The organism is Rossellomorea sp. NPDC077527, assembly GCF_044542955.1.
GTDB classification, from domain to species: domain Bacteria; phylum Bacillota; class Bacilli; order Bacillales; family Bacillaceae_B; genus Rossellomorea; species Rossellomorea aquimaris_E.
Window position 1 is genome coordinate 98,876 of record NZ_JBITVL010000005.1, and the last position, 23,530, is coordinate 122,405.

Below are 23,530 nucleotides of genomic sequence, written 5' to 3' on the forward strand. Positions count from 1 at the left end.
TAAAAAGACATGTCTGTAAAAAAAGTGTTATGGGGGATGAGTGTATTGAGAAGTATGAAGCCGGTTCATGATAACTCTGAAATCAACATCGGGATCATCGGTCCTGAAGCTCTTGTCGACCAAATCAAAGTGACGTTAAAGTCATTTCCGAACTTCAAACCGTATTTCGGAATCATCAAACCAGGGACCATTATTTCAGAAGTAGCAAAAGAATTGATGTACGATGTCGATGTCCTCATGTTCACGGAATATCATCTATACAATCTCGCAAAACAATTCCTGGACTTTTCCATCCCGGTTCATCATGTACCCTTGATGGGCACCGGCTTATACAGATCACTGTTTCTAATTAAAAACAATCACGGCCTGAAACGCCTCTCGATCGATACGATTGAAAAGAAATACGTCGAAAAGATCCTCGTGGAATTAGTGGAAGAAGATTATGAGTTAATGGTGTTCAGGCATCCTTCCAAGACACCGTTGATCAGTGACATTGTTTCTTTCCACGTTGAAAATCATGAAATCAAAGGTGCCATCGCCCTGACAGGCATCCAGGAAGTGTATACACTTCTGACGGAAATGAAGATCCCATGCGAATGGGTCACACCCACTCAGCAAGATATGATCGTCTCCCTGGAACGGGCCCTCCTTGCCACAGAAACCCGAAGGAACAAAGAGTCCCAGATCGTGTTCGGGTTGATCAATGTGGATGATTTCAAAAAAGTGACGGAAAAATATCATTCAGAACACGATGTTCAATTATTCAAGCTGAACATCCAGCAAATGCTTCTGGATTACATAAAACAGTTGGATGGCCACCTCATCAATCTTGGCGGGGAAGAGTACTCCTTCATCACCACCCGGGGGATATTCGAAAGGGAAACCCGGGGCTATAAGTTCATCCCCCTTCTTCAAGAGACGAATAACGCCATGGGGATCACCTTAAGCATCGGGGTCGGCTTCGGGATGACGGCAGCCGAAGCCGGCAGTCACGCCCGGCTCGCATTAAGGCAAGCGAAGGATTCTGGCGGCGATGTCTGTTATATCGTGAGAGAAAACAGGAGCGTTCTCGGTCCCGTCGATATCACGACCAATACCCAATACGAACGGTATGACCTGGCGATCACCGATGCAGAGTTATTGGACCGGGCAGAAAAAGCCGGGATGTCCGCTTCCTATATGACCAAGCTGATGGCCCGGGTAGAACGATACGGGATTGTCGATTATACCGCTCAAGAATTGGCATCCACCTTGAACATCACGGTCAGGAGTGCCCATCGGATCCTCCTGAAATGGATGGATGCCGAGCTCGTCGACATTGTCGGCGAAGAAAAATTGACCCATAAAGGTCGACCGCGCCGCATCTACAGGCTGAGCTTTACGATGGATGAAAAGGTGCAATAGAATCCAGGCTTCCTGGATTCTTTTTTTTATTTACCAGACTGTACAGGAACAGGCCTTCCCGTTATCCTGCTTTCATTCGCCGCTTCTATGAAACGGATGATTTCCAACGTTTCACTCAAGGGTACCCTCGATACCCCGTCCTGAAAGAAATCCATGATCTGTTCTACTAAACTTGCATAGAAGGGTTTGCGGCCAGACTGTATATCCACATACTCCGTCCCCTTCTCGAAGTGGACGAGGGCACCGAAGTGATGGTTCCCCAATCGATTCCCTCTCACCGTCCCAAATCTTCCATCTTTCCAGCGGGCCACGATGCTGTCATGGTTGTCATTCGAGAAGACGTTCACCTGCTCTGCTCCTTCTCCAAGCAGCGTAAACAGCATCTCAATGGAATGGATTCCGTACCAGAAATATCCCGGCTGTGTTTCTTGAAGCTCCAAGGGACCAAAACAATCGGCACCGATGACTTCACCGAGATCAGACCTATCCGTGACCTCCCTCAATGCTTCTGCAAACCGGAGAGCCGATGTGCTCATGATCGGTGTGTGGTGATAATCTGCTAAACGAACCATTTCAAGCGCATCTTCTGTTCTTAAACTGAATGGTTTATCTATAAAAATCGGTTTCTTGAAAGCTACTATTTTCTTTAACTGCCCAAGGTGGATGTCCCCATCAACGGATTCCAATAAGATGGCATCCATCCCTGCGGCTGCTTCTTCAAGTGAATCGACTATTTCAACACCATAACGCTGAACGTCTTCCGTAAACTTTCCGATTCTGGAGGAACTGAGTTCAATATGAGGCGATCCACCTGGAAATGCCTTCACCACTTTCCCTCCCCGGACATGGTGGCGATCATCGGGATCATTTAGTAATCTCGTAAAAGCTGCAGCATGAGACGTATCCAATCCAACCATCCCGATTTTCAGATTTCTCATAGATTTACTCTTCCTTTCACCCTATTTGATCCCTGACATCTGAATTCCCTCTGTGAAATAGCGCTGGAAGAATAAGAATATCAGGAAGGTCGGGATGAATGATAACGTTGAACCAGCCATTTCAATCCCAAAGTTCCCTTCCTTCCCAAGTATTGAAGCCAAACCGACCGTTACCGGAAACATTTCTTCCCTCGTCATATAAATCAATGGCTGAAACAGGTCATTCCAGTTGGAGATGAACGAAAACGTACCTACGGTCGCTACAACCGGAATGGACAAGGGCAGGATCACCTTAAAGAACACTTTAATATCATTAGCCCCATCGATCCGTGCCGCTTCCTCCAGGTCATTCGGGATGCTTTGCAGGAACTGGCGCACGAGGAACACACCCATGATCCCCCAGAGCTCAGGAACGATCAGTGCCCAATACGTATTGATCCAACCGAAGTCGGCAAACATAATATATTTCGGGATGATGAGCAGTTGCTGCGGAATCATGATGACGGCCATGAACACCCAGAAGATGATCTCCCTGCCTGGGAATTTCTTTTTGGCAAAAATATAGCCGAGGATCGCACAAAAGAACATCTGGCTGAATACCGGTACAATCGTAATGACGACGGAGTTGAAAATCCATCGAAGAAAAAGGCCGTTTCCGATCAAATACATGTAATTACTCAAAGTGGGATCCTCCGGTATCCAGAAGAGAGGATCCAATAATGCATACTGCATATCTTTAAATGAACCCATTGCCATGATGACGAACGGCAATAGGAAACAGAAAGCCAATAGTGCCAAAGCGACATACTTAATGATTTTTCCCATTATCCACACTCCTTTCCCCTACGATTAATAATACTTTGTATCCTGTCCCATATATTTTCTCTGGATGAGCGAAATGACAAGGATGATAAAGAACAACACATAGGAAAGTACCGCTGCGTAGCTTAAATTAAGTCCCCCGAAACCTTGCTGGTACAAGTAGAACACGATGGTCGTGGTTGCGTAATTCGGCCCCCCGCCTGTAAGTAGGAAGGTGGAGTCAAAGATCTGGAACGAACCGATCGTTGTGATGATGGCAACGTAAAAATGAATCGGCTTCAGCAGAGGAAACGTGACCGACCAGAACATCCGGAACGGCGTGGCTCCGTCTATTTTTGCCGACTCATACAGCTGTTTGTCGATCGATTGCAAGCCGGCAAAATAATAAATCATCGTACTTCCCGCCACTTTAAAGATACTCAATCCCGCAAGGACAATGAGTGCCTGACTGGAGTCAGATAGGAACAGCTGCGTATCGATCCCGATCAGGCTTAGGAGGTAGTTCACCATTCCGGATTCTGTCCCTCTGAACAGCCATCCCCAAATCCCTGCGATGATGACGAACGAGGTGACTACGGGCAGAAAGAAAATCCCTTTAAACACACTCTTCATCCACACACCCGAATTGATGATCAAAGCGAGAATCAGCCCAAGGGCCATCGTCGGTACGATATAGTACACCGAGAAAAGAACCGTATTCCAAATCGCTTTCCATGCGAGTTTGTCTTCAAGGAACCTCATCCAATTCTCCAACCCTACAAATTCAGGATCCCCAATGATTTTCCAGTCCAGGAATGTCAGAACAAAACTGAAGGCAAAGGGGAAGATTTGAAAAATCAAGAAATGAATCAATGTCGGAATGAGGAAGATATAAACGATCGCATTCCGGTCCCATTCCCGTTTGATCCGTGATTTCAAAGGTAATTTATTGTTTTTTATTTTCAGCTCATGCTTAGCCGTCTCTGTACCAATCAGCTTCATCACCTTCTTTTTTTATGTAAGTTCGGAAACAGAGAGCATCAATCTCTTAAGAGATCAATACTCCCTGTCCCGTACACCTATTGTTTAGCCAGTTCCGCCTTGATCGCTTCCGCCGCTGCATCTGCCGCTTCCTTCGGCGTCTTCTCCCCTGCCATCATCGTTTGCACTTCAGCTTGGATACCAGGCATGATCGCACGACCGATCGGGTGGATGACCCCCGGCTGAGCATATTGAGTATATTCAGCAAGTTGGCTCAGGTATTTCTGATCATCGAAAATATCCTTTGCCGATTCACGAGTAGGAATGTACTGTGTCACAGTATTGAACTTGCGTTGATTTTCAGCGTTGGTCACGACTTTAATGAATTCTGCCGCTGCATCCGGATTGTCACTGTTAGATGGGACGACGAACATTCCCGTTGTACCGTATGTGGCCTGCTCTTTATGTTTAAGCGGAGGAGCAATGACGAAATCCATACCGCTCTTTTGCAGGTTGGTCAATGAAATCCCTGAACCTTGCACCGCTAACATCTTCCCGCCATTCCAAAGGGCATCGTGCTCCATAGCCGTAACAGAATCTTCAGGAATCCAGCCTTTCTTATACATATCATTAATAAAGGTAAATGCTTCGACACCGGCTTCATTATTGATCTTCACTTCATCATCCTGTGTAATGACTTCCCCGCCTGCCTGCCATAAGAATGGATACAGCGTTCCGTTCATGGAACCTCCACCTTGATAGCTGAGTGCATAGAAGCCTTTATCCTTCGCTTTTTTAGCCCAATCAGAGAACTCATCCCATGTCGCAGGCAGCTTCTCAGGATCTCCTCCGATCGCTTTGATCACTTCTTTATTGTAGAAAAGCGTGTACGCTTCCTGAAGGATCGGAAGACCATATGTTTTGTCCTTCCATTTTGTCGAAACAAGGGCCGTATCAACAAAATCATCCATATCGTTATCTTTTAAATACGGGTCAAGCTCAAGAAGCATTCCTTCATTCGCATATTGTGGCATTTGATCCGGGATGGCATAAAAGACATCCGGGCCGTTATTAGCGGCTAAAGCCGTCAACACTTTTTGATCCCGGTTCGCCCAAGGGATAGTTTCGATTTTTACCTTAACGTCAAACTTATCCTCGTAGGAGGCAACGATCTCATCCCACATCTTTTTCTCTTTATCCGCATCACCTGTAAAAGGATGGACCCAAACCGTAATTTCACCTGAGATTTCCCCATCTTCTGCTTTTCCGCCCGCTTTCTCATCTTTCGAGTTACAAGCGGCCAATAAGATGAGTCCCATGACAAGTACTAAGAGAAACGATAATTTCTTTTTCATGAATGATCCCCTCTTCATTTTTATTTTTATTTAGACCTTTCCTTAAAGCTTATTGCCAGATTACTGTAGAAAATGGTGGTTGATTTCCTATCCAGGTGCCCGCTTTTCGTTGGAGTCGAGCACCTTCTGATCCAACAATTCCCAAGAAAAAATCCATTTAATAAGCCAACCCCTATGCTTTCTCCACCTCCCTGAATTCTGCAGTACCCTTTTGTAAAGCGCTGTCATTTATCTCTATTGCTTTTTGCAGAATAAAAAAATCATTTGATTACCGCTGAATAATTGTTAAAATATTCATAACCTTTACACAAGTCTAAAACGTTTTTGATTAAGAGACAAGTCTCTTAATTGTCTTTAATAGTAAATTCGAAAAATTGTTTTGTTTGATTCAGATGAAGATTGGAAAGTTAGAAAGGAGTGGGCCGATGGGCGGTTGGGACAGGTTTCATACGATTGTATTTGTAATGTTGAAACTTGCTTATATGAATATCCTCTGGATTTTCTTCACTTTACTAGGGCTTGTCGGGTTTGGTTTTTTCCCGGCGACGGTGTCCCTGTTTACGATTGGGCGCAAATGGCTGATGGGTGAGGAACCCCTCCCCATTTTTCATACATTTTGGCATACATATAAGAGAGAATTTATTAAGAGTAATGGATTTTCCCTTATTTTTATCGTGATAGGGTATGTGTTGTATTATGACTTTACCTTCGTGGGTATGAATAGCGGAAAGCTGACCTTCCTTGTACCCGTGCTGGTGTTGATCCTGATCGCTTATATCATCACCCTGCTGTTTTTCTTTCCGGTGTATGTCCATTTTGATCTGACATTTTGGAAAACGTTAAAGCAAACATTGCTGATTGCCTGGACCTCTCCTTTTGAAGCCTTTCAAATCGTTTTGGCATGCGGCCTGTTATACGGTGCTGTGAATCTGCTGCCCGGTATCGTTCCTTTCTTTACAGGGAGTGTCCTTTCCATGATCGTGATGTGGATCAGTTTGAAAGCTTTTGAAAAAATAGAAAAGAAAAAAGGAAGCCATCCTATTTCTGAACAGCATGAAAAATCATTATGAATTTCTCTCCGCCTTGGTTGGCGGATTTTTTTTGCGTTTTATAGGACTTCTGATCCATCTAACATTACGACGATTAAAAGACTTGTTTCCGTGGTTCTACATCTATAAAAATAGGAATAACAACAGTCGAAGCTTTCTATAGGTTCGGTAGAAAATACTTACTAATGCCAAGAAATCAGCAAATGGGGTGAAAAGTCACGAGTTGGAAGGATGTAAATGAAATATAGGAGGAGATGGGTAAATGAAGAAGACTGTGAAAGGAATGTGGTTTGTTTTACTGATTTGTATGATGATGATTGGATCGGCGTTTCCGTCGGCGGGAGCTGTCGATGCTGAGACAAATTCTTCATTTGGTGAGCCGGTTAAGCTCGGGGATCCCATTCAAAGTGTTGCTGTCTATGATTCTGCCTACGGAACGGAGAATGGGCATGATGTCATGTATACGACCGCTTCCGGGCACCCCGCCATTTTTCAGGTGGTGGATTTAGAGACCGAGGAAGTGCTGAGAACGTATCCTCTTGAAGGCACAGGTGCCGTTTGGACTCATATCACGGTTCCTAACGGGAATGTCTATATAGGAGGGAACGGGTATTTGTATGAGTACTCACCGGAAACGCAGGAAGTGAAGAACCTCGGCGGCATAGGGGAAAGTGTGGTGTACGGCTTATCATATGATGAAGAAGGGCGTGTTTACTTTGGGTCCTATCCTAATGCGAAAGCCGGTGTGTATGATCCCGCCACTGGCGAAATGACTGATTTCGGAAACGTGGCCCCGAACCAAAGCTATACCCGGTCCACCGCCTATCACGACGGATATCTGTATCTTGGTGTCGGTGTCGATAACTATCTCGTCAAACTGAATGTCGAAACCGGGGAGCATGAGAAGATCTCCCTCCCTGATCACGTCACTCCTGGAAGCAGCGTCTGGCAGCTGGATGCGTTCGGGGACTATATCGTCGCAGGTGTAGGCGGCGGAGATAACTCCCTGTTATTCTATGACACTACTACAGATCAATGGGAAGACATCTCTTATGAAAATAATAAAGGTCTTCGCCTCATCCAAGGTCTCCCCGGCAGCAACAAAGCCTACTTCCAGCAAAGTGGCCGGATCATGGAAATTGATTACGATACACTACAGGCGACAGATACAGGTGTCAGATTCGGAACATTCATCCGGAATACCACCTGGGTTGAGCTTGAAGGAGATCCCGATTTTCCAGGCTATTCACTCGTGACTGTCCAATTCGCTGGACAAGTCACCTTCATGAATCTGGAAACGAAGAAGGTGAAAACGATCCAGTACCCGGTGGTGGGTAATCCGATCCCGATCCAAACCCTTGAAAAAGGACCCGATGGAGACCTGTATATGAGCGGCTATCCGGGTGGTAAAGGAGCTGTTTACCATACGAGTGAAGAGACATCTGACATGTTCACACTCGGACAGGCTGAAGGAATGGTCGCCATGGGGGATCACATGTACTTCGGAGTCTACCCCGGCGCAACCATTTTTGACCTTGATACGACAAAGGACACGATCGCGCCGAAACAGATCTATGATATTCCCCATCAGGACAGACCGTTCAAGATGGAAGCAGTGCATGACAAGCTTTACATCGGTACGATTCCGGACTATGGAAAATTGGGCGGATCTCTCACCATATTGGATCCTGAGCATGTGGAAGACACTCAGGTTTATGAAGACGTCATCCACAATCAGTCGATTGTAGGACTTGCGGAGCATGGTGGAAAGCTGTACGGGTCCACTACGGTGGCGGGAGGACTCGGAATCGAACCGACGGAAGACGCAGCCAAACTCTTTGTCTGGGACTTGGAGAAGAATGAGAAGGTAACCGAATTTGTTCCGAATATCCCCGGGCTTGATTACAACCCGCGCATGATCAGCGGAATGAGTGTCGGTCCCGACGGTTTATTGTGGTCTGCCGCAGACGGAATAATCTTTGCCATGGATCCCGATTCTTTGGAAATCGTGAAAAGCAAAACCATTTACGAAGGAGTGAAGAACTACGGAAGATGGCGTCCCATCCATATCCGCTGGGATGACAACGGCGTGATGTATACCACGTTAGCCGGTAAGCTGACAGCCATCGATCCAGAGTCATTTGATTATGAAACACTTGCCGTGACGGAACTGGCCACGGTCGGGGATGACGGGGACATCTACTATACGTCCGAAAGCCGGTTGATGAAGATCGACGTACTGGAAAATACGTTGGAATCTGCAAGAGACCTGATCATTCAGGAAGCAGAAGATGGACAGATGAAACATTCTGTGGAAAAGCAGCTGATCAACTCTCTTTCACAGGCGATTCATCATCGTGACAAAGGGGATCTGGATCAGGCCAGGAATCATCTTCAGAAGGCACTGGATCAATTTCAAAAAGCCAAAGGTTCGGATGTGACGAATGACTTGAAGGTCAAATTGGCTTTAGGAACCATTAATCTATAAAAAATAACCCGGATCGGTGCGTTTGGTGCACCGAATCCGGGTTATTTTTTTCCGAACGTCTGCTTCATCCGTTCTACGGGATCATCTTCTGTGGAAGGATTCCATTCCAAGACTTGATCGGCGGCCAGCAGTTCTTTTTTTAACGTGTTGTAATCGACATTTTGAACACTCGTGGCCCCATGAAACGCAAGGGATACGGCCGTACCCACCGATTGCCCGATGATCATGAACACCGGTTCCATCCGGATCGAACCATATGCGATATGAGAGCTAGATAAGCAAACAGGCACTAGTAAATTCGTACATTCATCTGCTTTTGGCCGGACGGACCGATACGAGATAGGATACGGTGAAATCGGGATTTCGACATCCCCTTCATTCACGCACCGACCATCGATCACGACCCGCCTGCAGTGATGGGAATCCATTTGATAAGATGCCAGGCCAATCGAATCATCCACCGTCTCTTGGCCTAGACAGTTTCGATCCGTCATGACATAGTCTGATATCATCCTTCTAGCCTCACGGATATACAATTGCGGAGGCCAATGCCCTGTTTGTATGAATTCATCTTTAGGAAGCCCCCACTCACCCACTTCTTTTCGGATGGATTCAGGGACCAGCTCGTCATGACTCAAGAAATACAGCATGCCGAGATCATAGTTGATATGCTCCTGAAAGATCCTTTCCCTCGTTTCATAACTAGCATTCGGCCAGGCGTGGTTCATTCCGATGTAATCGGTAGAAACCGCTCCATGGTTATTCAGGTCGGACTTGCCATTGGAGAGCATGATGTGGAGATTCATGGCATCCCATACCCCTGCTTGAATATATCTCAGTAACAGGGAATACTTATCTGGATCGTATGTCGGTGGTTTCGGAAAGGACATGCGTTTATCAGGATCTGTCGTTAAACAGATTCGAAAGTTATACGCTTGAATTCGATGATCACCTTGTCCGTTTTCTCTCGAGCATTCTTCCTGTTCAGTCACACCAAATAGCAGCCCGGATTTCGGGTCCCCTTCTTTTACATACGGATCCACACTCACTTCAAATTTATGATGCTGTTCTCCAAACCGGACACCATTATAGGTTTCTTTGTAGGTCGCATTCGATTCTCGGCCAACTGAATAGGACACATTCGCCATCGCCATGATATCCCCTTCATAGCTGGCATCAACGAAATAGCTGCCTTCATAAACCATTCCGTCTTCCATGTTGATCCTCTGAATCTTTCTATCTTCCATTACCACTTTTTCCGGATGCTGATTCAGATAGACAGGGATCCTATGTTCAGCCAGCCAATTGGTGAAAACCGAAGTTGCTGCCTTAGGCTCGAATGTCCATTGATCGCCTTTTCCGTAATACTCTCCGATTCTTTTATAAAATTCTCTGGACAGTCCCCCTATCGCCTCTTTCGCTCCGAAATCCGTCGCCCCCAGACCACTTGCCGTCATTCCGCCGATATGGCGACCGAATTCAGCGATCGCCACGTTCAGTCCCATCTTTTTGGCTTGGATGGCACAAGAAATCCCTGCCGGTGTGGCACCGTATACAATGAGGTCACATTTGATTTTTTCATCACTTTTATTTTTAGCAGGTTTGTAATAATAAAGGTTACTGAAGTCCATAAGTTTGGATCCCCTGCCATTCTTGTTTGCACTTCTTTACTACTTTCCTTAAATAGTGGAAGTAGATAAGAAGCATTTCTTCATGGGTGAACGAAATAAAATTGTCTTTCGTTTGAAGAGCAAGTACTTCCTTGCTTACAGCTGGTGTTCGGTTTTCGAGAAAATCCATCACTTCGTCCAAGTAGGCTGTAACGTTGTCCCTTTCCTCTACTCCATTCACCTTTTCAGGATCCACGACACGTGCCGGGAATAATGGAACATTCCAAAAAGTGTGGGCAGACAGGATCTTCTCTAAATCGAGCATGATGGAGCGATACAGGTCTTTATGTTCTCCAAGATCTGAGAAATACGCGGCGACTAGGTCGTCATAATTCTTCCCCCAACTCAAGCCGGCGAACATATAGTTGTTGAACTGCTGGACCCATTTCCACGGGTATTCCTTCGGGAGGTCAGAAGAATGGGGTTTAACATGACAAGGTACGATCAAGTTCAGGATTCCATCCACACCCTGCTTTTTATAATCGTCTATATCCTGTTTGATCCGTTTGAAGAGCGGCGGAAATAATTCACTTAACATGAAATGATCGCTGTAATACTCAAGTACGGTAAAGGCTCTTCCTTTATTCGAAGTTTCCTTTTTCCAATCCACCAGGCTGTCCGTCGCACGGGCCTGTTCCTCCCTTTCAGAATGAATGGAGTCGGAGTAGTCCCTACCCCAGTAAGCATATAAGACATCGACATCTTTGGAAGCCTCTGTCCCTTCATTCCGCTCTAGCATATTCCATTCAAGTCCGGCGTTATAAGTGATATGCTCCACTGCGACATTCAGGTCTTTCAATGCGTCCTTCAACTTTTCTGTAAACCTGATATATGCTGGCATAAATTCAGCGTAGTCGGCCTGTTGGATCCCAACGTCTTCAGGCCAGAGGGATACCCTTGTGACGACGGACGATTCTAAGCATATGTCATAGATCCGCTTCATGACTTTGCTTTGACTATCTGGATTCTTTAAAAAGTGAGTTGCCTGATTTTTATTGTCGTTTAACAAGAAAGATAAGCTGTGCCCTCCAAGAGTGACATTCATACTCCGTTTCTCGAGCTCGTTTTCAATGTACTTTTTCACTTTATCCCAAAGAAAGAAGGTGAAGAAGAATTCATTCAGACCGTTTTTCGCTCCCCAATCGATGACGCGGTTTATGTAAAGGGGATCATCAATGGTTTCGATGATGTTTCCGCGTCGGGAAAATTGGGGATGTTGGATGCAAGCAGCCTCTTCCTCTTGGCGATTCCCGTTCTTTTCATCAAAGTGAACCCACGAGTACCCCAGCTTCTTCTCACATAAATGGTACACGCCGTATAGTACAGACCGCTCTTCTTTGCCGACGATCCATATATTCTCTCCTTGCTCGACAACTGCAAATCCTTCTTTCTTTAAAGACAGCGGGGTTTGAGAGTAAGGTGAGGCGTGATATTCTTCTTCGAGCATCAAAAAAATGGTGTCCGTAAGCTGATTGCGGTCCGCTTCCATTCTCTGAACCTTTAACCCTATCCCACTCTTCCTGTACAATCTTCGTAATTCTTCAACAGCAAATCGTATCGTAATGTGGTTGCTATCATAAGTGGTGGTTTTTATGAGAATCAGCTCCTTATCTGGGTGTGCCATGGGGACAGGTCCCTTGGCACATTTTTATGTACTATTAAGATAACGTTTGGGAAGGGTCGTTAAAATGTCTTTAATGGGGGAAGTGGTGAGACCGGGTTCCTGTACGCCCTGCTTCCTGCATTGTGAGAGGACAATATAATAGGTCATCTCTCCAACACAGCACTTATCAACTACCGACAATACCAAATAGGAATTAGCATGGAATGAAACCATACTCATTTCAAAGTTGGGGCTCTCCTTATAAAGAGCCAAGGGACCTGTCCCCATGGTTCTTCCCATGGCTCTTTTATTCTTTTAGGAATATTAGCTATTGTTATCCCAACCCAATTCATTTAAATGGTATATTTTACTTATATAATTACAATAATTGGGAGGTTAATATGCTTAAACTATTAAAGAACAGAAACTTCTCCTATCTTTTCTGGGGCAGGGTGGTAACGAATATGGGAGACAGTTTGTATAATGTCGCGGCTATGTGGCTTGTATATGAAATGACTCATAGTCCTTTATATACTGGAATAGCAGGAGCATTAATCATGATTCCTCAAGTATTAGAATTTCTAGTGGGGCCACTGGTGGATCGATGGAGGTTAAGATCCATACTACTATTTACACAGTTGTTTCAAGGTTTCCTTATTCTACTTATCCCTATTAGTTATTATTTAGGTTTCAGTAGTGTATGGCTGGTCATGTCCATTATGTTTGGGGTAGTGGCCATTGAACAGTTTGTGTATCCCGCTCAATCAGCTATGATTCCTAAAGTACTCCCCAAGGAAGAGCTGCCAGAGGCAAATTCCTTAATGAACATCGCTTACAAAGGAGCCGATTTCCTTCTTACCGCTCTCGCAGGTATCCTGATTGTAAAAATAGGAGCAATCAACATTTACCTGATTAATTCCGTCACCTTCCTATTAGCCATCATGCTTTTTAAGAACATTCACTATCAAGATAATAGACAAGGTAAAATAGAAGAAATTTCTTCTATGAAGTCTGGCTTCCAAATGTATAAAAAAGAATTAATAGAAGGATTCTCCTTTGTCAAACATTCTACGATACTTCAATATATCATTCCCTTGATCATCGCTAACTTCGTATTTGGAATGATTAATGCCATTCTTCCAGCTTATGCAGATCTCAGAGGGGGCGAAAGCTATTACGGGTACTATCTTGCCTCTTTATCTGTCGGGATGTTATCCGGATCTTTATTAGCTGCATACTTCAAGAACATCCCATTGGGCAGAGTCATCATCTTATCATTCCTTTTCTCAAGTATGGCTTGGGGCGGATCATTCTTAGTGGGATCGTCCATTCTTTCAGTTATTTTATTTGGAATCTCGACCATTGGAATTGGAATTGCCAATCTACTTATATTTACAATGATACAATCAATACTTCCAGAAGATATGATGGGGAGGGTTTTTTCCTTTATTTCAAGTATCGCAACCATCCTCCTTCCGCTAGGGTCATTCATTGGAGGATACATGGCTACTATAATTGGCAGTGAATATATATTTGGGGCAGGTAGTTTATTATGTCTTCTCATCGTATTCTACTGGACAACGAACCATTCATTAAGAAGATTACCTACATATCTTGAAATCACCCCGGAAACTCATTTGAAAAAGAAATCAGCATCATAAGGCAAAGGGAACCCACCATAGTGGGTTCCCTTTCTTGTTATGAAATCGTTTGAAGCTGTAAAGTAATAAATTGTTTTAGCGCAGTAATTCCAGTCGCCATGAACGAATAAACATCTTCACCATCGTTCAGGAATTCGTTCACAAACTCTTCGAACTGTGTACAGTCATTTTCTAATGCCTGTTTCACCTTAAGATCAAGAATATGCTCTTTACCTTTATATCTAGAGAATAATGAAAAGGCTAAAAGGTACGCAATGGGATCAGTAATGTGGTCTTTATATCCAAAGACGAAAGAAGTGTTTAATAAGGCATTCATATGAGTGTATTCTTGATTAATATAAGAAATATCCTCAGGGGTTATTTTCTTATCCAGGTCGTGTTGTATAGTCAAATAATCCTGCAAGGTTAGACCATCATTGTCCACCATGGAGTCAATCAATGCTTCTTCCAATTGATAGATAGAATATTGAGATAAGACAATTTTGTTAATCCTATGAAGATAATGCGTGCGAACATCATGCCTTACCTTTTCAGGGATATGATCATTAACCATGATAGAGTGAACACAATTCAATTCAAATAAATAAGCTAAAGCTTCATTTAAGATTTGTCGACTGTTTTCGAAGTAAGAATTGTCGTACACATTATTATAGTATGAGTGTCCTAATTCATGACATAGAATATAGAAATCATCTAAGCTGCCATTATAAGATAGAATGATTTTATTTTCTTTTGCTTTGGGAAAATAGTATGTTCTATTCACACCATGATGATTAGGGTCTTCAATTACTTTAATATGTGCGTCAGCAAACATTTTTTCTAGATGTCCAATCATGAACGGATTATTCAAGTGAACCTTTACACTTTCCACGATTAATTCTTTAGATGTCTCAATATCTTCAATAGCTGGATAAACACAATGAGGAGTGTCATACAGATAATCGACCACTGTCTTTTTTCCTTCAGAAGGGAACAAAGTCTTTCCAAACAACGAACTCAGGGACATCTGGTGTTCTTCCATCAACCCTGTAAATAATTCAACCGTTCTATTTCCCAATCCCAATGTTTCTTGATAGTATTCATTAAGTGGAACTCTCACGTAATTCTTTTTAACCGTATTAAAATAGCGCAATAATGCCTCTCCTTGTTCCACCAAAGCTTCATGGCTCATGCGTTGTAGTTCTACCCTTAAGTTGTAATCCTTAACACTATTTAAGTTTAATAACACTTCGTAAATTGAAGAGCCTTTCAGGTCAGGGAGCCTTATATTCTTAACCAAATGTAAGTATTCCCCATACAATTCCTCAGAATAATAAACAGTACTGTCAACTTCATCCTTATCCAACATGTCAATTAAACATAAAAAGTCTTGATAGACCTGACCAAGGTTATACTCTTCTAGAAGATCCAAATTTATTATTAAATCAAAAACTTGGTACATTGATAATATTTCTATTTCAAGATGATTTGGAATATCAGGGGTTGCTTCAATGAGGTTAGACAAGTACTCTAGTTTGCGTCTTACTTCCTGCTCCTCCAGTGGCATTATTTGAGCTAATTGGGACATAAATTCTTTATTTGCTACTCTGCTCGGATGTAAATCTGATAATCCTAAGCCTAAATGTGAAGCAGGTTTATTTTCTAGCAGGTAATCAACCAGTATCTTACTAACAAGAATGGAAGCCGTTAAGCTTTGGATGACGGTCCCGCGATTCTCACTAATAAAGTAAGGAGTGGATTGTTGATAACTTGCATGCAGAACATTTTTCCCTTCCCCGCTCGTCAGGTCATTCGCTATCGTGGAATCATTGAAATAACCAAGGAAAATATACCTTGATGAAATACTTTCTGCAAAGGAAGAAATGTCGCTATGAAGAGTTTCAGACGATTCATCGAAACATCCAAACAGAAATTGAAAAGGCTCTAGATTAAGACTTCTGAGATCGTCAATATGTTGAACCTCTTGTTCATAAATGTGAATACTACATTCTGGCTCTATTGATGCCATCTTATCTTTGATAACCTGAACCTTTGATTTCTGTATATCTTCATTGTTGAATAGAAATTGAGCACGGATATTCTTTTTTTCTACACGATCATGATCAATGATCGTTAGATGTTTAACTCCTAGTTTTGCAAGAGTAAGAACCAGCGTTGACCCAACAGTGCCGGCCCCGATAATAACAATATGTAAGTTTGCAATCTTATTAAGGATTGATCGTGATTCAATGGTTTGATCGTAAATATTAAAATAGTTAAAATTTCTATAATCAGCTAAATTCTGATTAGAAGAAAATGCTGTCTCTTCATATAGAAAGCCGTTCTCCTCCAAAAACGAATTGAACTCCAGGCTCTCCTCATTTGAAATGTCATACTCTCTTTGCCACTGTAATCGTCTGTTTAATTGTAACTCTTCATTATCTAATCTATATGACTCTAGCAATGCCCAGATGGCCTGGAAGTCTTCTACTTCTAATATCTTTTCTTCCCCATCGTAGTACAGAATTTCATTTCGTTCCGGAAAACCTCTAAAGTTTAAACTTTCCTTTAACTTTTTCATTCATCCTACCCCCCACCTACTGCATCATAATAAAAGAAGGTGAAAAATTTTCACCTTCTCTCTAAGTAAGTATTAGCACTTTGCATAACACATGCAAAGAACTTGATTTTGAACAGTGCGTTTGATTTTCACTTTAACCTTCATAATATTCACCCCTTTGTGAATTATTTGATCTTTCAGTAATATAATAACTTTTATTGTATTTTTTATCAAAATTGTAAAAATGTTCTAATTAAGTCGAGATGTGCAATTCGGACTATATTATCGAGTGTTTTCACCATAATCCGCAAAAAAATATTCTTTCAGGAATATAACATAGGCAAAAAGTTTTAATTAAGAGAGCCAGGGGGACAGGTCCCTCGGCTCATTCACTAACACTCAATTGATACAGAGGATCTTTCTACTTGGCAACAAAAAAAAGAAATGACCACGGTTCAATACCGTGCTCATTCCTAAGAGATTTCTTAATAGAAATTAATATGGTTGATTTCTATCCGAGCCAAGGGACCTGTCCCCATGGCTCACTTCACGTATAACTTATATGGACTAACACTGGCGTCACCGTTTACGTCTTGGACTTTGATGTAGTAGTTGCCTTTTTTGAGTGTTAGTTGGAGGTATTCGATGTCTCCTTTGCCGTAGTTGTCGGCTTTGGCGACGAGTTTTCCTTTGCTGTTGTATACGGAAAGGATACCATCCAGGTCAGAAGGCAGGGTGAGTCTGAATGTACGCTTGCCATCTTTGGCTTGCTTGAACTGATAATAATCTGTGTCTCCTTTGGAGCTGGTCATGTTCATATAACCCGTTGCATATGAGACACCGTAGGCTTTCTTCATTGCGATCGGCTTGGAAGGGATGTTATTTTTCACAACCGAGCCTGAATCTTCATCCTTTTTGGATGCTTCCTTGACGGAAAGAATATATGGTACAAGAGACGTATCGAATCTGAAGTAGTTTTGGAGGACGACGAAATAGCCGGATCCTTTTTTACCTCTGAAAGCTCCACGTTCTTCATCGTTGTTGAACCCATAATCCACAAATGTCAGATTGGCTTCTTCTTCTTTTTCCAGTTTCCCGTTTCCATTTTTATCTTCAAGGATTACAAGGACTGGATCGATCGGTTTTTTCAGCTCATCCGGTAATTGGTTGTACTTCTTATTCAGTGCCGTAGGAGCTGCCGTTACACCATATACTCCGTCTTTTTCCGGCTTGAAATAATACGTATCCACATCTCCTGAGCTTGCAAAGTTCGCCGTTAACGGTTTTCCGCTTATTTTTAAAGCCGTTTTAAAATCATCATTCAACTCGTATACGTCATTGGTGTTCTCTTTGAACATCTTTAGACTGAATTCATAAGGCTTCAAACTTGGGCGATACATACTATTGGTCACACGGAAATAATAGGTTTTCCCTTTTTTCAACCCAACATAAGAGTCGGCTTTTACACTTTGTTCCATAGAGAAAAATGAGAATGCTCCATTACTGAACACCACGTCGAGATCTTTGATTTGTTCGTTGTATACAAACATTTCGAGTGCAGGAACATCATACCCTTTCCCGTCATTCATTGTCAGATTGTATATCCCATCTTTTTCAGGTGTGAAACTGAACCAGTCTTCATCACCCCAATATTGAGAGTACCCTTCCTGACTTACACCCTCCTCATATGGCATAGCAATTTCCTTGACCATGTCATAATAACTTTCCTGATCCATCATCATCATTTCTTCCGGACTGATCATCTTTTGTCTGGCGTCTTGAGCAAACTCACTGAACTTCTCACTCATTTCACCTTCCATATCCTCTTCCATGAAATCCATTCTTGGAAATTGATCCTCGTCAGCCGGTAAATCCTTGGTTTCAATGCTCACCTTGTAAGGCTCATAAGAAGAGTAAGAACGATTATAGTCAATATCGAATTCTCCACCCATCATAAAGAAGAACTCATCGAAGAATGGTTTGTTTGTCACTTCCAATACATATTCCTGACCAGGCATGACTTCAAAAGAAATTTCTTCCCCTTCACTCGCGCCATTTAAACCAAAGGAATCGATTTGTCCCAGGAACTCCTCCCCATCTTGCTTCTCCACCATATATAAAGAAAGGGTTGAATCAATCCCGCTTACACCTGAGACTTTCACGTTAATGGCTTTCGTCATGGCAGAATCGTCAGCCGGAACAGAAAATCTATAGAAATCCGAGTCTCCAGGTATTCCTTTGAACTCATTTTCTTCACTGTCTTCATCAGATTCATCTGACTTCTCTTCTTCCATCATTTCTTCTGGCATGTCTTCCGGCATATCAGAATTCAAAGAAAGTTCATCGGTAAAATAGTTCACCAAATCTGTGTTGGCAGGGATCTCTCCGAGTGAAACCGGGTTATCCATCGTATTTGTATCCTCAGGCAGTTCCGTGAACCTTTCCGCCTGCAGGATATATCCGAAGCTTCCTTTTTCATCATAATGACCAAAAGAATCTTTTACCTCTATTAGAAGTGTCCCGTCGGCCGGTGCCTGGTACAGAGTACCTTCTTTATTTTTCTTTGTAGAGGCATTAATCTCTGTTGTCGATTCAGATTCGCCATCTGCCAAATAAGTCAATTTCATTTGATAATCGTAAAGATCCAGTCCTTCAAGGGATAACTGGAGGTATTCTCCCTCGCTCATGTCCACTTTATAATAATGAGATTCGTTTAATTTCTTAAACTCTTTTTTCACCGTTTCTTTTTCCTGAACTTTTAAAACCTGAGCTTTATTCTTTGCTTCTTTTACAGGAAGTTCAGGGTTTGCCGGGATGGAGGCCGGATTGAACGACAGCACCTTTACAGGATCGATCATTCCGTATCCGAACGTTGTGTCGTACCCTTTCTCACCCAAATCCTTTGCGGTTTTCGTTAAGATATATTGAACCTGATAAGGCGTTAAATCCGGATGCTTGGAAAGCAGCAATGATACTAGACCCGTCACCATTGGCGCAGACATGGACGTACCGCTTAATTTGGCGAACGAAGATTTTTTATCCACGTCAAAGACCGGCCCATAGATGGCTTCTCCAGGTGCTACCACATCGACAGATTTACCATAAGTCGAAAACTCAGCCAGCTCATTTTTATCATTTGTTGCCCCAACACTAATGACATCTTCATATGCAGCTGGATAATTGATCATATCCGCCCCATCATTACCGGCAGAAGCCACAATGATAATACCTGCATCTGTTGCTTTCTTCACAGCATCTTTAATAATCGGAGATGGATAATATGAACCGAGGCTCATATTAATAACCTTCACCTTTTGATTGATCGCTTCAAGAATACCTTCTGCGATCGTATAGTCTGTTACAAAGAAAGAGCGGTTAAAAACATCTATTGAAACGATGTCAGAGTTAGGCGCTACACCATACCCACCGATTCCATTTCCTTTTTCAGCCGCAATGATGCCTGCTACATGTGTTCCATGCACATCAGGCTGCCCTTTTTTCAAAGGGTTCATGGCATTTTCGTTTACGACGATTTTATTTTTCAATTCTGGATGATTCACTTGAATTCCAGTATCGATGACACCGACGCGTACTTTATTCTTGCCTGCCATCTTCTGCGCTTTCTCAATTGCTAGAGTTTCCAAATGATACATAGAGGGAGCCTTCAGATCCGGCTGGCTCATTTTCTGCACCAATGCACTCCGTGTCACACTCACCACTCCAGGCAGCTTCGCATAGTTGGATGCCACCTTCGCTAAATTTGAAGCCTTCTTAACCGAAATCACATCATAGTTCAAAGAAGAAATACGCTTCTCCAAATTACCTCCTGCACGTTTGTGCTGTAAGGTTGTAAGAGGCTTTTCGTATCGAATGATCAATTGGTTTTCAGAGAATTTCTGAGATTTCTCTTTTGATACCGAGCTGATGGACACCTTGTCCTTATTCAATCCCAACTGCTCTTCAATTTGTTTCTTCACGCTGGACGGGTTCTTTGTCACCGAAGCCCCAGCCATTCCAGGGAGGGAAGCCCCCATGATCAAAGTAGCTGCAAGACCCATCGACAAACCCTTCTTGATACCTAACTTCACACCTATTCCCCCTAAAGAAATTTTCCTACAGGTATATAATTCAAGGCAGGTTATGGAAATTCCTTTATTTAGAGGAAAATATTTGTAATTTGTGTCAGAGGTGTGCCAGGGGGACAGGTGTGCCGGGGGGACAGGTACATTGGCTTGTTTTTTCTTCTACGTTCTTGAAGATTATTATCATAAAATGCCGCTCTATTGCATCTTTAGAAAACTTTATTTTAGCCAGGATTTCTTTCAAACCTCAATTCTGTCCAGTTTTGAAGTAATGACCAAAAAAGAGAGCCAAGGGACCTGTTCCCTTGGCTCTCCACCTTTAAATATCATCTTCTATTTTATCTTTAATAGCATCTGTAGGTACGTATCCTCGCACTCCATAGGAACTCACCTCTACAAATGATTTTACATATCCAAAGTTAACAACACTTACTTTTTCTCTTTCATCTAGAATAATCGCCCTTCCTGAGTCCAACATACCCTGGATAGCTTGTTGATTGTCATTGGCAAGATAACTTATCATTTCATCATAGCTTTCTTCTTCAAATGCCATAAATGATGTTTTCACGATATATCCTACTCCACCATCGCCAACAGCATATGCCTTATCTGTTTTGCCTGTTTCTTCAGTTTCTCCACCAGTCCCCAAAAATATTGCAAAGACTACTCCTAATAATATTAACGTAAAGAAATTTATAAATGATTTCAAAGTTTCTTCTCCTTTAATAAAATCTTGATCAGGTGGAGCGAGATGGATTTGCCCCTTGGCTCACCTGCCAACGCCCCTGATCCTACCTTGAGCCAAGGGACCTGTCCCCCTGGCTCACTCCACAACCTTCTCACTAATCCACCCTATCTCCCCAGACAAAACTTCCACTTTCAACCATCGTCTTCCTTCTGAATCTGTTGAGGAGTTGACTACGGATAGTCCTTCTCCTAGTTGAACGGTTGTTACGATGGTTGAATCCAGATTGGGTTCTTGTCTCACATTGGCTGCATTGACTACGACGGTGACGGTTTCTGGGGTGGTTCCTGCCGTTGCCTCTGCAGATATCGGTTCTTCCGCAGCAAAAAGTGAGGATACTGTTTTCTTAAGGGGTTCTTGGAATGAATAGAGAATTGAGCACACAATCACCACCATGGCTACAGTAGACCAAACTCTAAACCATGAGAAGGAACGGGAAACCTGGTCTCGGTGTCTTTGTTGCTTTGGAGTTTTCTTTTTAACCTTTACTCCCTTTTCCCGAATCCCTTTTTGAATGGTAGTTTGTAGGTCCCGATAGGCATCTAAGGTAATGGAATCATCAAGAAAACTTTTCAACAAGTCCAAACAGTTGGAATGGCGAGTTTTGGCAGAGTTTGATTTCAGAACACTATGACCTTCTTCAAAAACTGGGATGATGTCTTTCTGAACTTGTTCCAAGAACCTCGGAAGCCACTCAGTTTTAACCAAGGATGACTGCGCTTTTTCTAAGTATCCCTTATCATTATGCAATGCCACTTTCTCTTTTTTCATTTCATCAAGGCGATCGGCCACTTTCCGAGCCAACAACTTCACCATTTCCAATCCCTGATCCTTTGTGTCCTCCAGGCTTTGTTGTCGGTAAGAAAGGGCATGTTCTTTTTGACTGTGTGACTGGATATCTGAGTTTAACTGCTCCTCCCTTGCTTCCAGTACATATTTTTCTCCGGTGAAAATGATGGGCTCTCCGCCGAACAACCCTGAATTATTATATTTGTTCCACGCTTCTCCAAGTTCCCTTTTTAACTGATTCAATTCCCTTTCTTCCGCTTGAAGAGTGTTTTTTTCCAGCCTGAGAAGTTCTTCTTTTCCAAAAAGTTCCTCCATATAAAATAGCTGTTCCTCCCACTTTTCCTTTAGTCCTTCATCCTGGGGGGAAGGGAGTGGCCACTCTGAATGATGCAACTCATATATCCTTCCTTTATCGGCAAGGTCGACCCATTTAGTCGTTAGATCGTCAAGGCTGTTGACTTCATTCATCAAGGTCGTTTTGTAATCCCCAGATGCTTGGAGTTGATGAGATGTGTCATGGAAAGATTTTTTGGTTTCTTCTACTAATTTCTTTACTTTCTCCAACGTCTTTTCTATGTCTTGATAGATTCGTTCCATTTTACGGGATTGAACATGTTCACCGTTGATCTCTTTTTCAAGAGCTTTCTCAAAGGATGACCAGTTGCTTTCCTCAAGCAGATCTTCATCCCCCTCTACAATGCCCTCATAGGCATTCAGTGCTGAAATACCGATGAACTCGGTGACAAACGGACTTAAAGAGGTACGGGCACTTTGGACAATATTCTCCAGGGTATCATCTTCATCCATTTCATCTATCCGGTTAATGATGCCTATTGGGTGCACATAGTCATTTAATTTTTTTAATTGAGACAGCTCTGTCGACGTTCCAATTTGACTTAACTCAAACAGCCAGAAGGCAGCATCGGCCTGGTCCATAAAGCTTTCAGCCGCTTCTGTATGGTTTACATTGTTAGAATTACGTCCAGGCGTATCAATCAACGTGACCTTTTTCAAGAGCTCACTGGGATATTGAACGTGGACATAGGAAAGCCTTTTCCGTATTTCCGCGCCTTCCTCGTCGATTTCTGCTGTAATCTGTTCAAATTTTTCCGGTGAAAGCACTTGTTCTTCCCCATCTTTAAAATGCAGTCTGATTTCCGGGGTCTCTCCATATGTCAGCTTGGTGATGGTTGCGGTTGTGGGAATATCATCTGTCTTCAGGTATTCATCTTCTAGGATCGTATTGATCAAGGTTGATTTCCCTGCATTAAACTCTCCCAGTATCATGACGTTAATCGGTTCGTTCATATGCTTGATGATGGTATCTATCTCTCTCGCATAGACTCCGAGAACGTTTGAGTCGTGGAAAACCTTCTGTATATTTTGTAAGCTTTGTTCATGCCTTTCTAACCCATTCATAATATG

14 protein-coding genes are annotated in these 23,530 nt (G+C 42.8%); 4 read left to right on the forward strand and 10 right to left on the reverse strand.

From position 1 onward, the window contains the following. Window positions 1-9: 9 nt before the first annotated feature. A complete protein-coding gene (locus ACIGG7_RS17440; protein ID WP_397550440.1) occupies window positions 10-1,404 on the forward strand; it encodes a GGDEF domain-containing protein in 1,395 nt (464 codons plus the stop codon). A gap of 26 nt (window positions 1,405-1,430) precedes the next feature. Here the strand turns inward: ACIGG7_RS17440 and ACIGG7_RS17445 are convergent, their stop codons facing one another. The 4 genes from ACIGG7_RS17445 to ACIGG7_RS17460 all read right to left on the reverse strand — a co-directional run bounded on the left by ACIGG7_RS17445 (window position 1,431) and on the right by ACIGG7_RS17460 (window position 5,479). Next, complete coding sequence (locus ACIGG7_RS17445) at window positions 1,431-2,342, reverse strand: Gfo/Idh/MocA family protein (protein ID WP_397550441.1); 912 nt, start codon at window positions 2,340-2,342, stop codon at window positions 1,431-1,433. A 21-nt stretch (window positions 2,343-2,363) separates the two neighbouring features. Continuing rightward, entirely contained in the window at window positions 2,364-3,167 is an 804-nt protein-coding gene (locus tag ACIGG7_RS17450; protein ID WP_397550442.1) for a carbohydrate ABC transporter permease, read from the reverse strand. Window positions 3,168-3,191: 24 nt separating this feature from the next. Further along, window positions 3,192-4,145 carry a carbohydrate ABC transporter permease gene (locus tag ACIGG7_RS17455; RefSeq protein WP_397550443.1) on the reverse strand — a complete coding sequence of 318 codons (954 nt, stop codon included), beginning with the start codon at window positions 4,143-4,145 and terminating at the stop codon, window positions 3,192-3,194. Window positions 4,146-4,222: 77 nt separating this feature from the next. Continuing rightward, window positions 4,223-5,479 (reverse strand): sugar ABC transporter substrate-binding protein, encoded by a 1,257-nt coding sequence (locus ACIGG7_RS17460; RefSeq protein ID WP_397550444.1) that lies wholly within the window; start codon window positions 5,477-5,479, stop codon window positions 4,223-4,225. A gap of 425 nt (window positions 5,480-5,904) precedes the next feature. Here ACIGG7_RS17460 and ACIGG7_RS17465 point away from each other — a divergent pair, with 425 nt between their 5' ends. Continuing rightward, window positions 5,905-6,549, forward strand: coding sequence for a YesL family protein (locus tag ACIGG7_RS17465; protein WP_397550445.1), 645 nt, complete (start codon window positions 5,905-5,907; stop codon window positions 6,547-6,549). Window positions 6,550-6,790: 241 nt separating this feature from the next. Continuing rightward, a complete protein-coding gene (locus ACIGG7_RS17470; protein WP_397550446.1) occupies window positions 6,791-9,016 on the forward strand; it encodes an FIMAH domain-containing protein in 2,226 nt (741 codons plus the stop codon). A 41-nt stretch (window positions 9,017-9,057) separates the two neighbouring features. Here the strand turns inward: ACIGG7_RS17470 and ACIGG7_RS17475 are convergent, their stop codons facing one another. Then, entirely contained in the window at window positions 9,058-10,647 is a 1,590-nt protein-coding gene (locus ACIGG7_RS17475; RefSeq protein WP_397550447.1) for an FAD-dependent oxidoreductase, read from the reverse strand. Then, window positions 10,634-12,310 carry an alpha-glucuronidase family glycosyl hydrolase gene (locus tag ACIGG7_RS17480; RefSeq protein WP_397550448.1) on the reverse strand — a complete coding sequence of 559 codons (1,677 nt, stop codon included), beginning with the start codon at window positions 12,308-12,310 and terminating at the stop codon, window positions 10,634-10,636. Before ACIGG7_RS17480 ends, ACIGG7_RS17475 begins: the two co-directional genes overlap by 14 nt. Before the next feature lie 380 nt (window positions 12,311-12,690). On the opposite strand from ACIGG7_RS17480, the gene ACIGG7_RS17485 reads away from it, so the two are divergent. Beyond that, the gene (locus ACIGG7_RS17485; RefSeq protein WP_397550449.1) at window positions 12,691-13,950 is read left to right on the forward strand and encodes an MFS transporter; all 1,260 of its coding nucleotides are present in this window, start codon (window positions 12,691-12,693) and stop codon (window positions 13,948-13,950) included. Between the two features lie 37 nt (window positions 13,951-13,987). On the opposite strand, the gene ACIGG7_RS17490 is transcribed toward ACIGG7_RS17485, so the two are convergent. The 4 genes from ACIGG7_RS17490 to ACIGG7_RS17505 all read right to left on the reverse strand — a co-directional run bounded on the left by ACIGG7_RS17490 (window position 13,988) and on the right by ACIGG7_RS17505 (window position 23,524). After that, the gene (locus ACIGG7_RS17490) at window positions 13,988-16,510 is read right to left on the reverse strand and encodes a ThiF family adenylyltransferase (protein ID WP_397550450.1); all 2,523 of its coding nucleotides are present in this window, start codon (window positions 16,508-16,510) and stop codon (window positions 13,988-13,990) included. Between the two features lie 521 nt (window positions 16,511-17,031). Continuing rightward, on the reverse strand, window positions 17,032-20,577 hold the full coding sequence (locus ACIGG7_RS17495) for a S8 family serine peptidase (RefSeq protein WP_397550451.1): 3,546 nt from the start codon (window positions 20,575-20,577) through the stop codon (window positions 17,032-17,034). 313 nt (window positions 20,578-20,890) lie between these two features. After that, window positions 20,891-21,280, reverse strand: a complete 390-nt coding sequence (locus ACIGG7_RS17500) for a hypothetical protein (protein ID WP_397550452.1) — start codon at window positions 21,278-21,280, stop codon at window positions 20,891-20,893. Between the two features lie 114 nt (window positions 21,281-21,394). Continuing rightward, window positions 21,395-23,524, reverse strand: a complete 2,130-nt coding sequence (locus ACIGG7_RS17505; RefSeq protein WP_397550453.1) for a dynamin family protein — start codon at window positions 23,522-23,524, stop codon at window positions 21,395-21,397. Window positions 23,525-23,530 lie beyond the last annotated feature (6 nt).

Excerpts from the sequence above, each read along its gene's own strand:
- ACIGG7_RS17445 (WP_397550441.1), bottom strand. The coding sequence starts at position 2,342 with ATGAGAAATCTGAAAATCGGGATGGTTGGATTGGATACGTCTCATGCT.
- ACIGG7_RS17460 (WP_397550444.1), bottom strand. The coding sequence starts at position 5,479 with ATGAAAAAGAAATTATCGTTTCTCTTAGTACTTGTCATGGGACTCATC.
- ACIGG7_RS17505 (WP_397550453.1), bottom strand. The coding sequence starts at position 23,524 with ATGAATGGGTTAGAAAGGCATGAACAAAGCTTACAAAATATACAGAAG.
- ACIGG7_RS17480 (WP_397550448.1), bottom strand. The coding sequence starts at position 12,310 with ATGGCACACCCAGATAAGGAGCTGATTCTCATAAAAACCACCACTTAT.
- ACIGG7_RS17490 (WP_397550450.1), bottom strand. The coding sequence starts at position 16,510 with ATGAAAAAGTTAAAGGAAAGTTTAAACTTTAGAGGTTTTCCGGAACGA.
- ACIGG7_RS17465 (WP_397550445.1), top strand. The coding sequence starts at position 5,905 with ATGGGCGGTTGGGACAGGTTTCATACGATTGTATTTGTAATGTTGAAA.
- ACIGG7_RS17485 (WP_397550449.1), top strand. The coding sequence starts at position 12,691 with ATGCTTAAACTATTAAAGAACAGAAACTTCTCCTATCTTTTCTGGGGC.
- ACIGG7_RS17455 (WP_397550443.1), bottom strand. The coding sequence starts at position 4,145 with ATGAAGCTGATTGGTACAGAGACGGCTAAGCATGAGCTGAAAATAAAA.
- ACIGG7_RS17470 (WP_397550446.1), top strand. The coding sequence starts at position 6,791 with ATGAAGAAGACTGTGAAAGGAATGTGGTTTGTTTTACTGATTTGTATG.
- ACIGG7_RS17440 (WP_397550440.1), top strand. The coding sequence starts at position 10 with ATGTCTGTAAAAAAAGTGTTATGGGGGATGAGTGTATTGAGAAGTATG.
- ACIGG7_RS17475 (WP_397550447.1), bottom strand. The coding sequence starts at position 10,647 with ATGGACTTCAGTAACCTTTATTATTACAAACCTGCTAAAAATAAAAGT.
- ACIGG7_RS17450 (WP_397550442.1), bottom strand. The coding sequence starts at position 3,167 with ATGGGAAAAATCATTAAGTATGTCGCTTTGGCACTATTGGCTTTCTGT.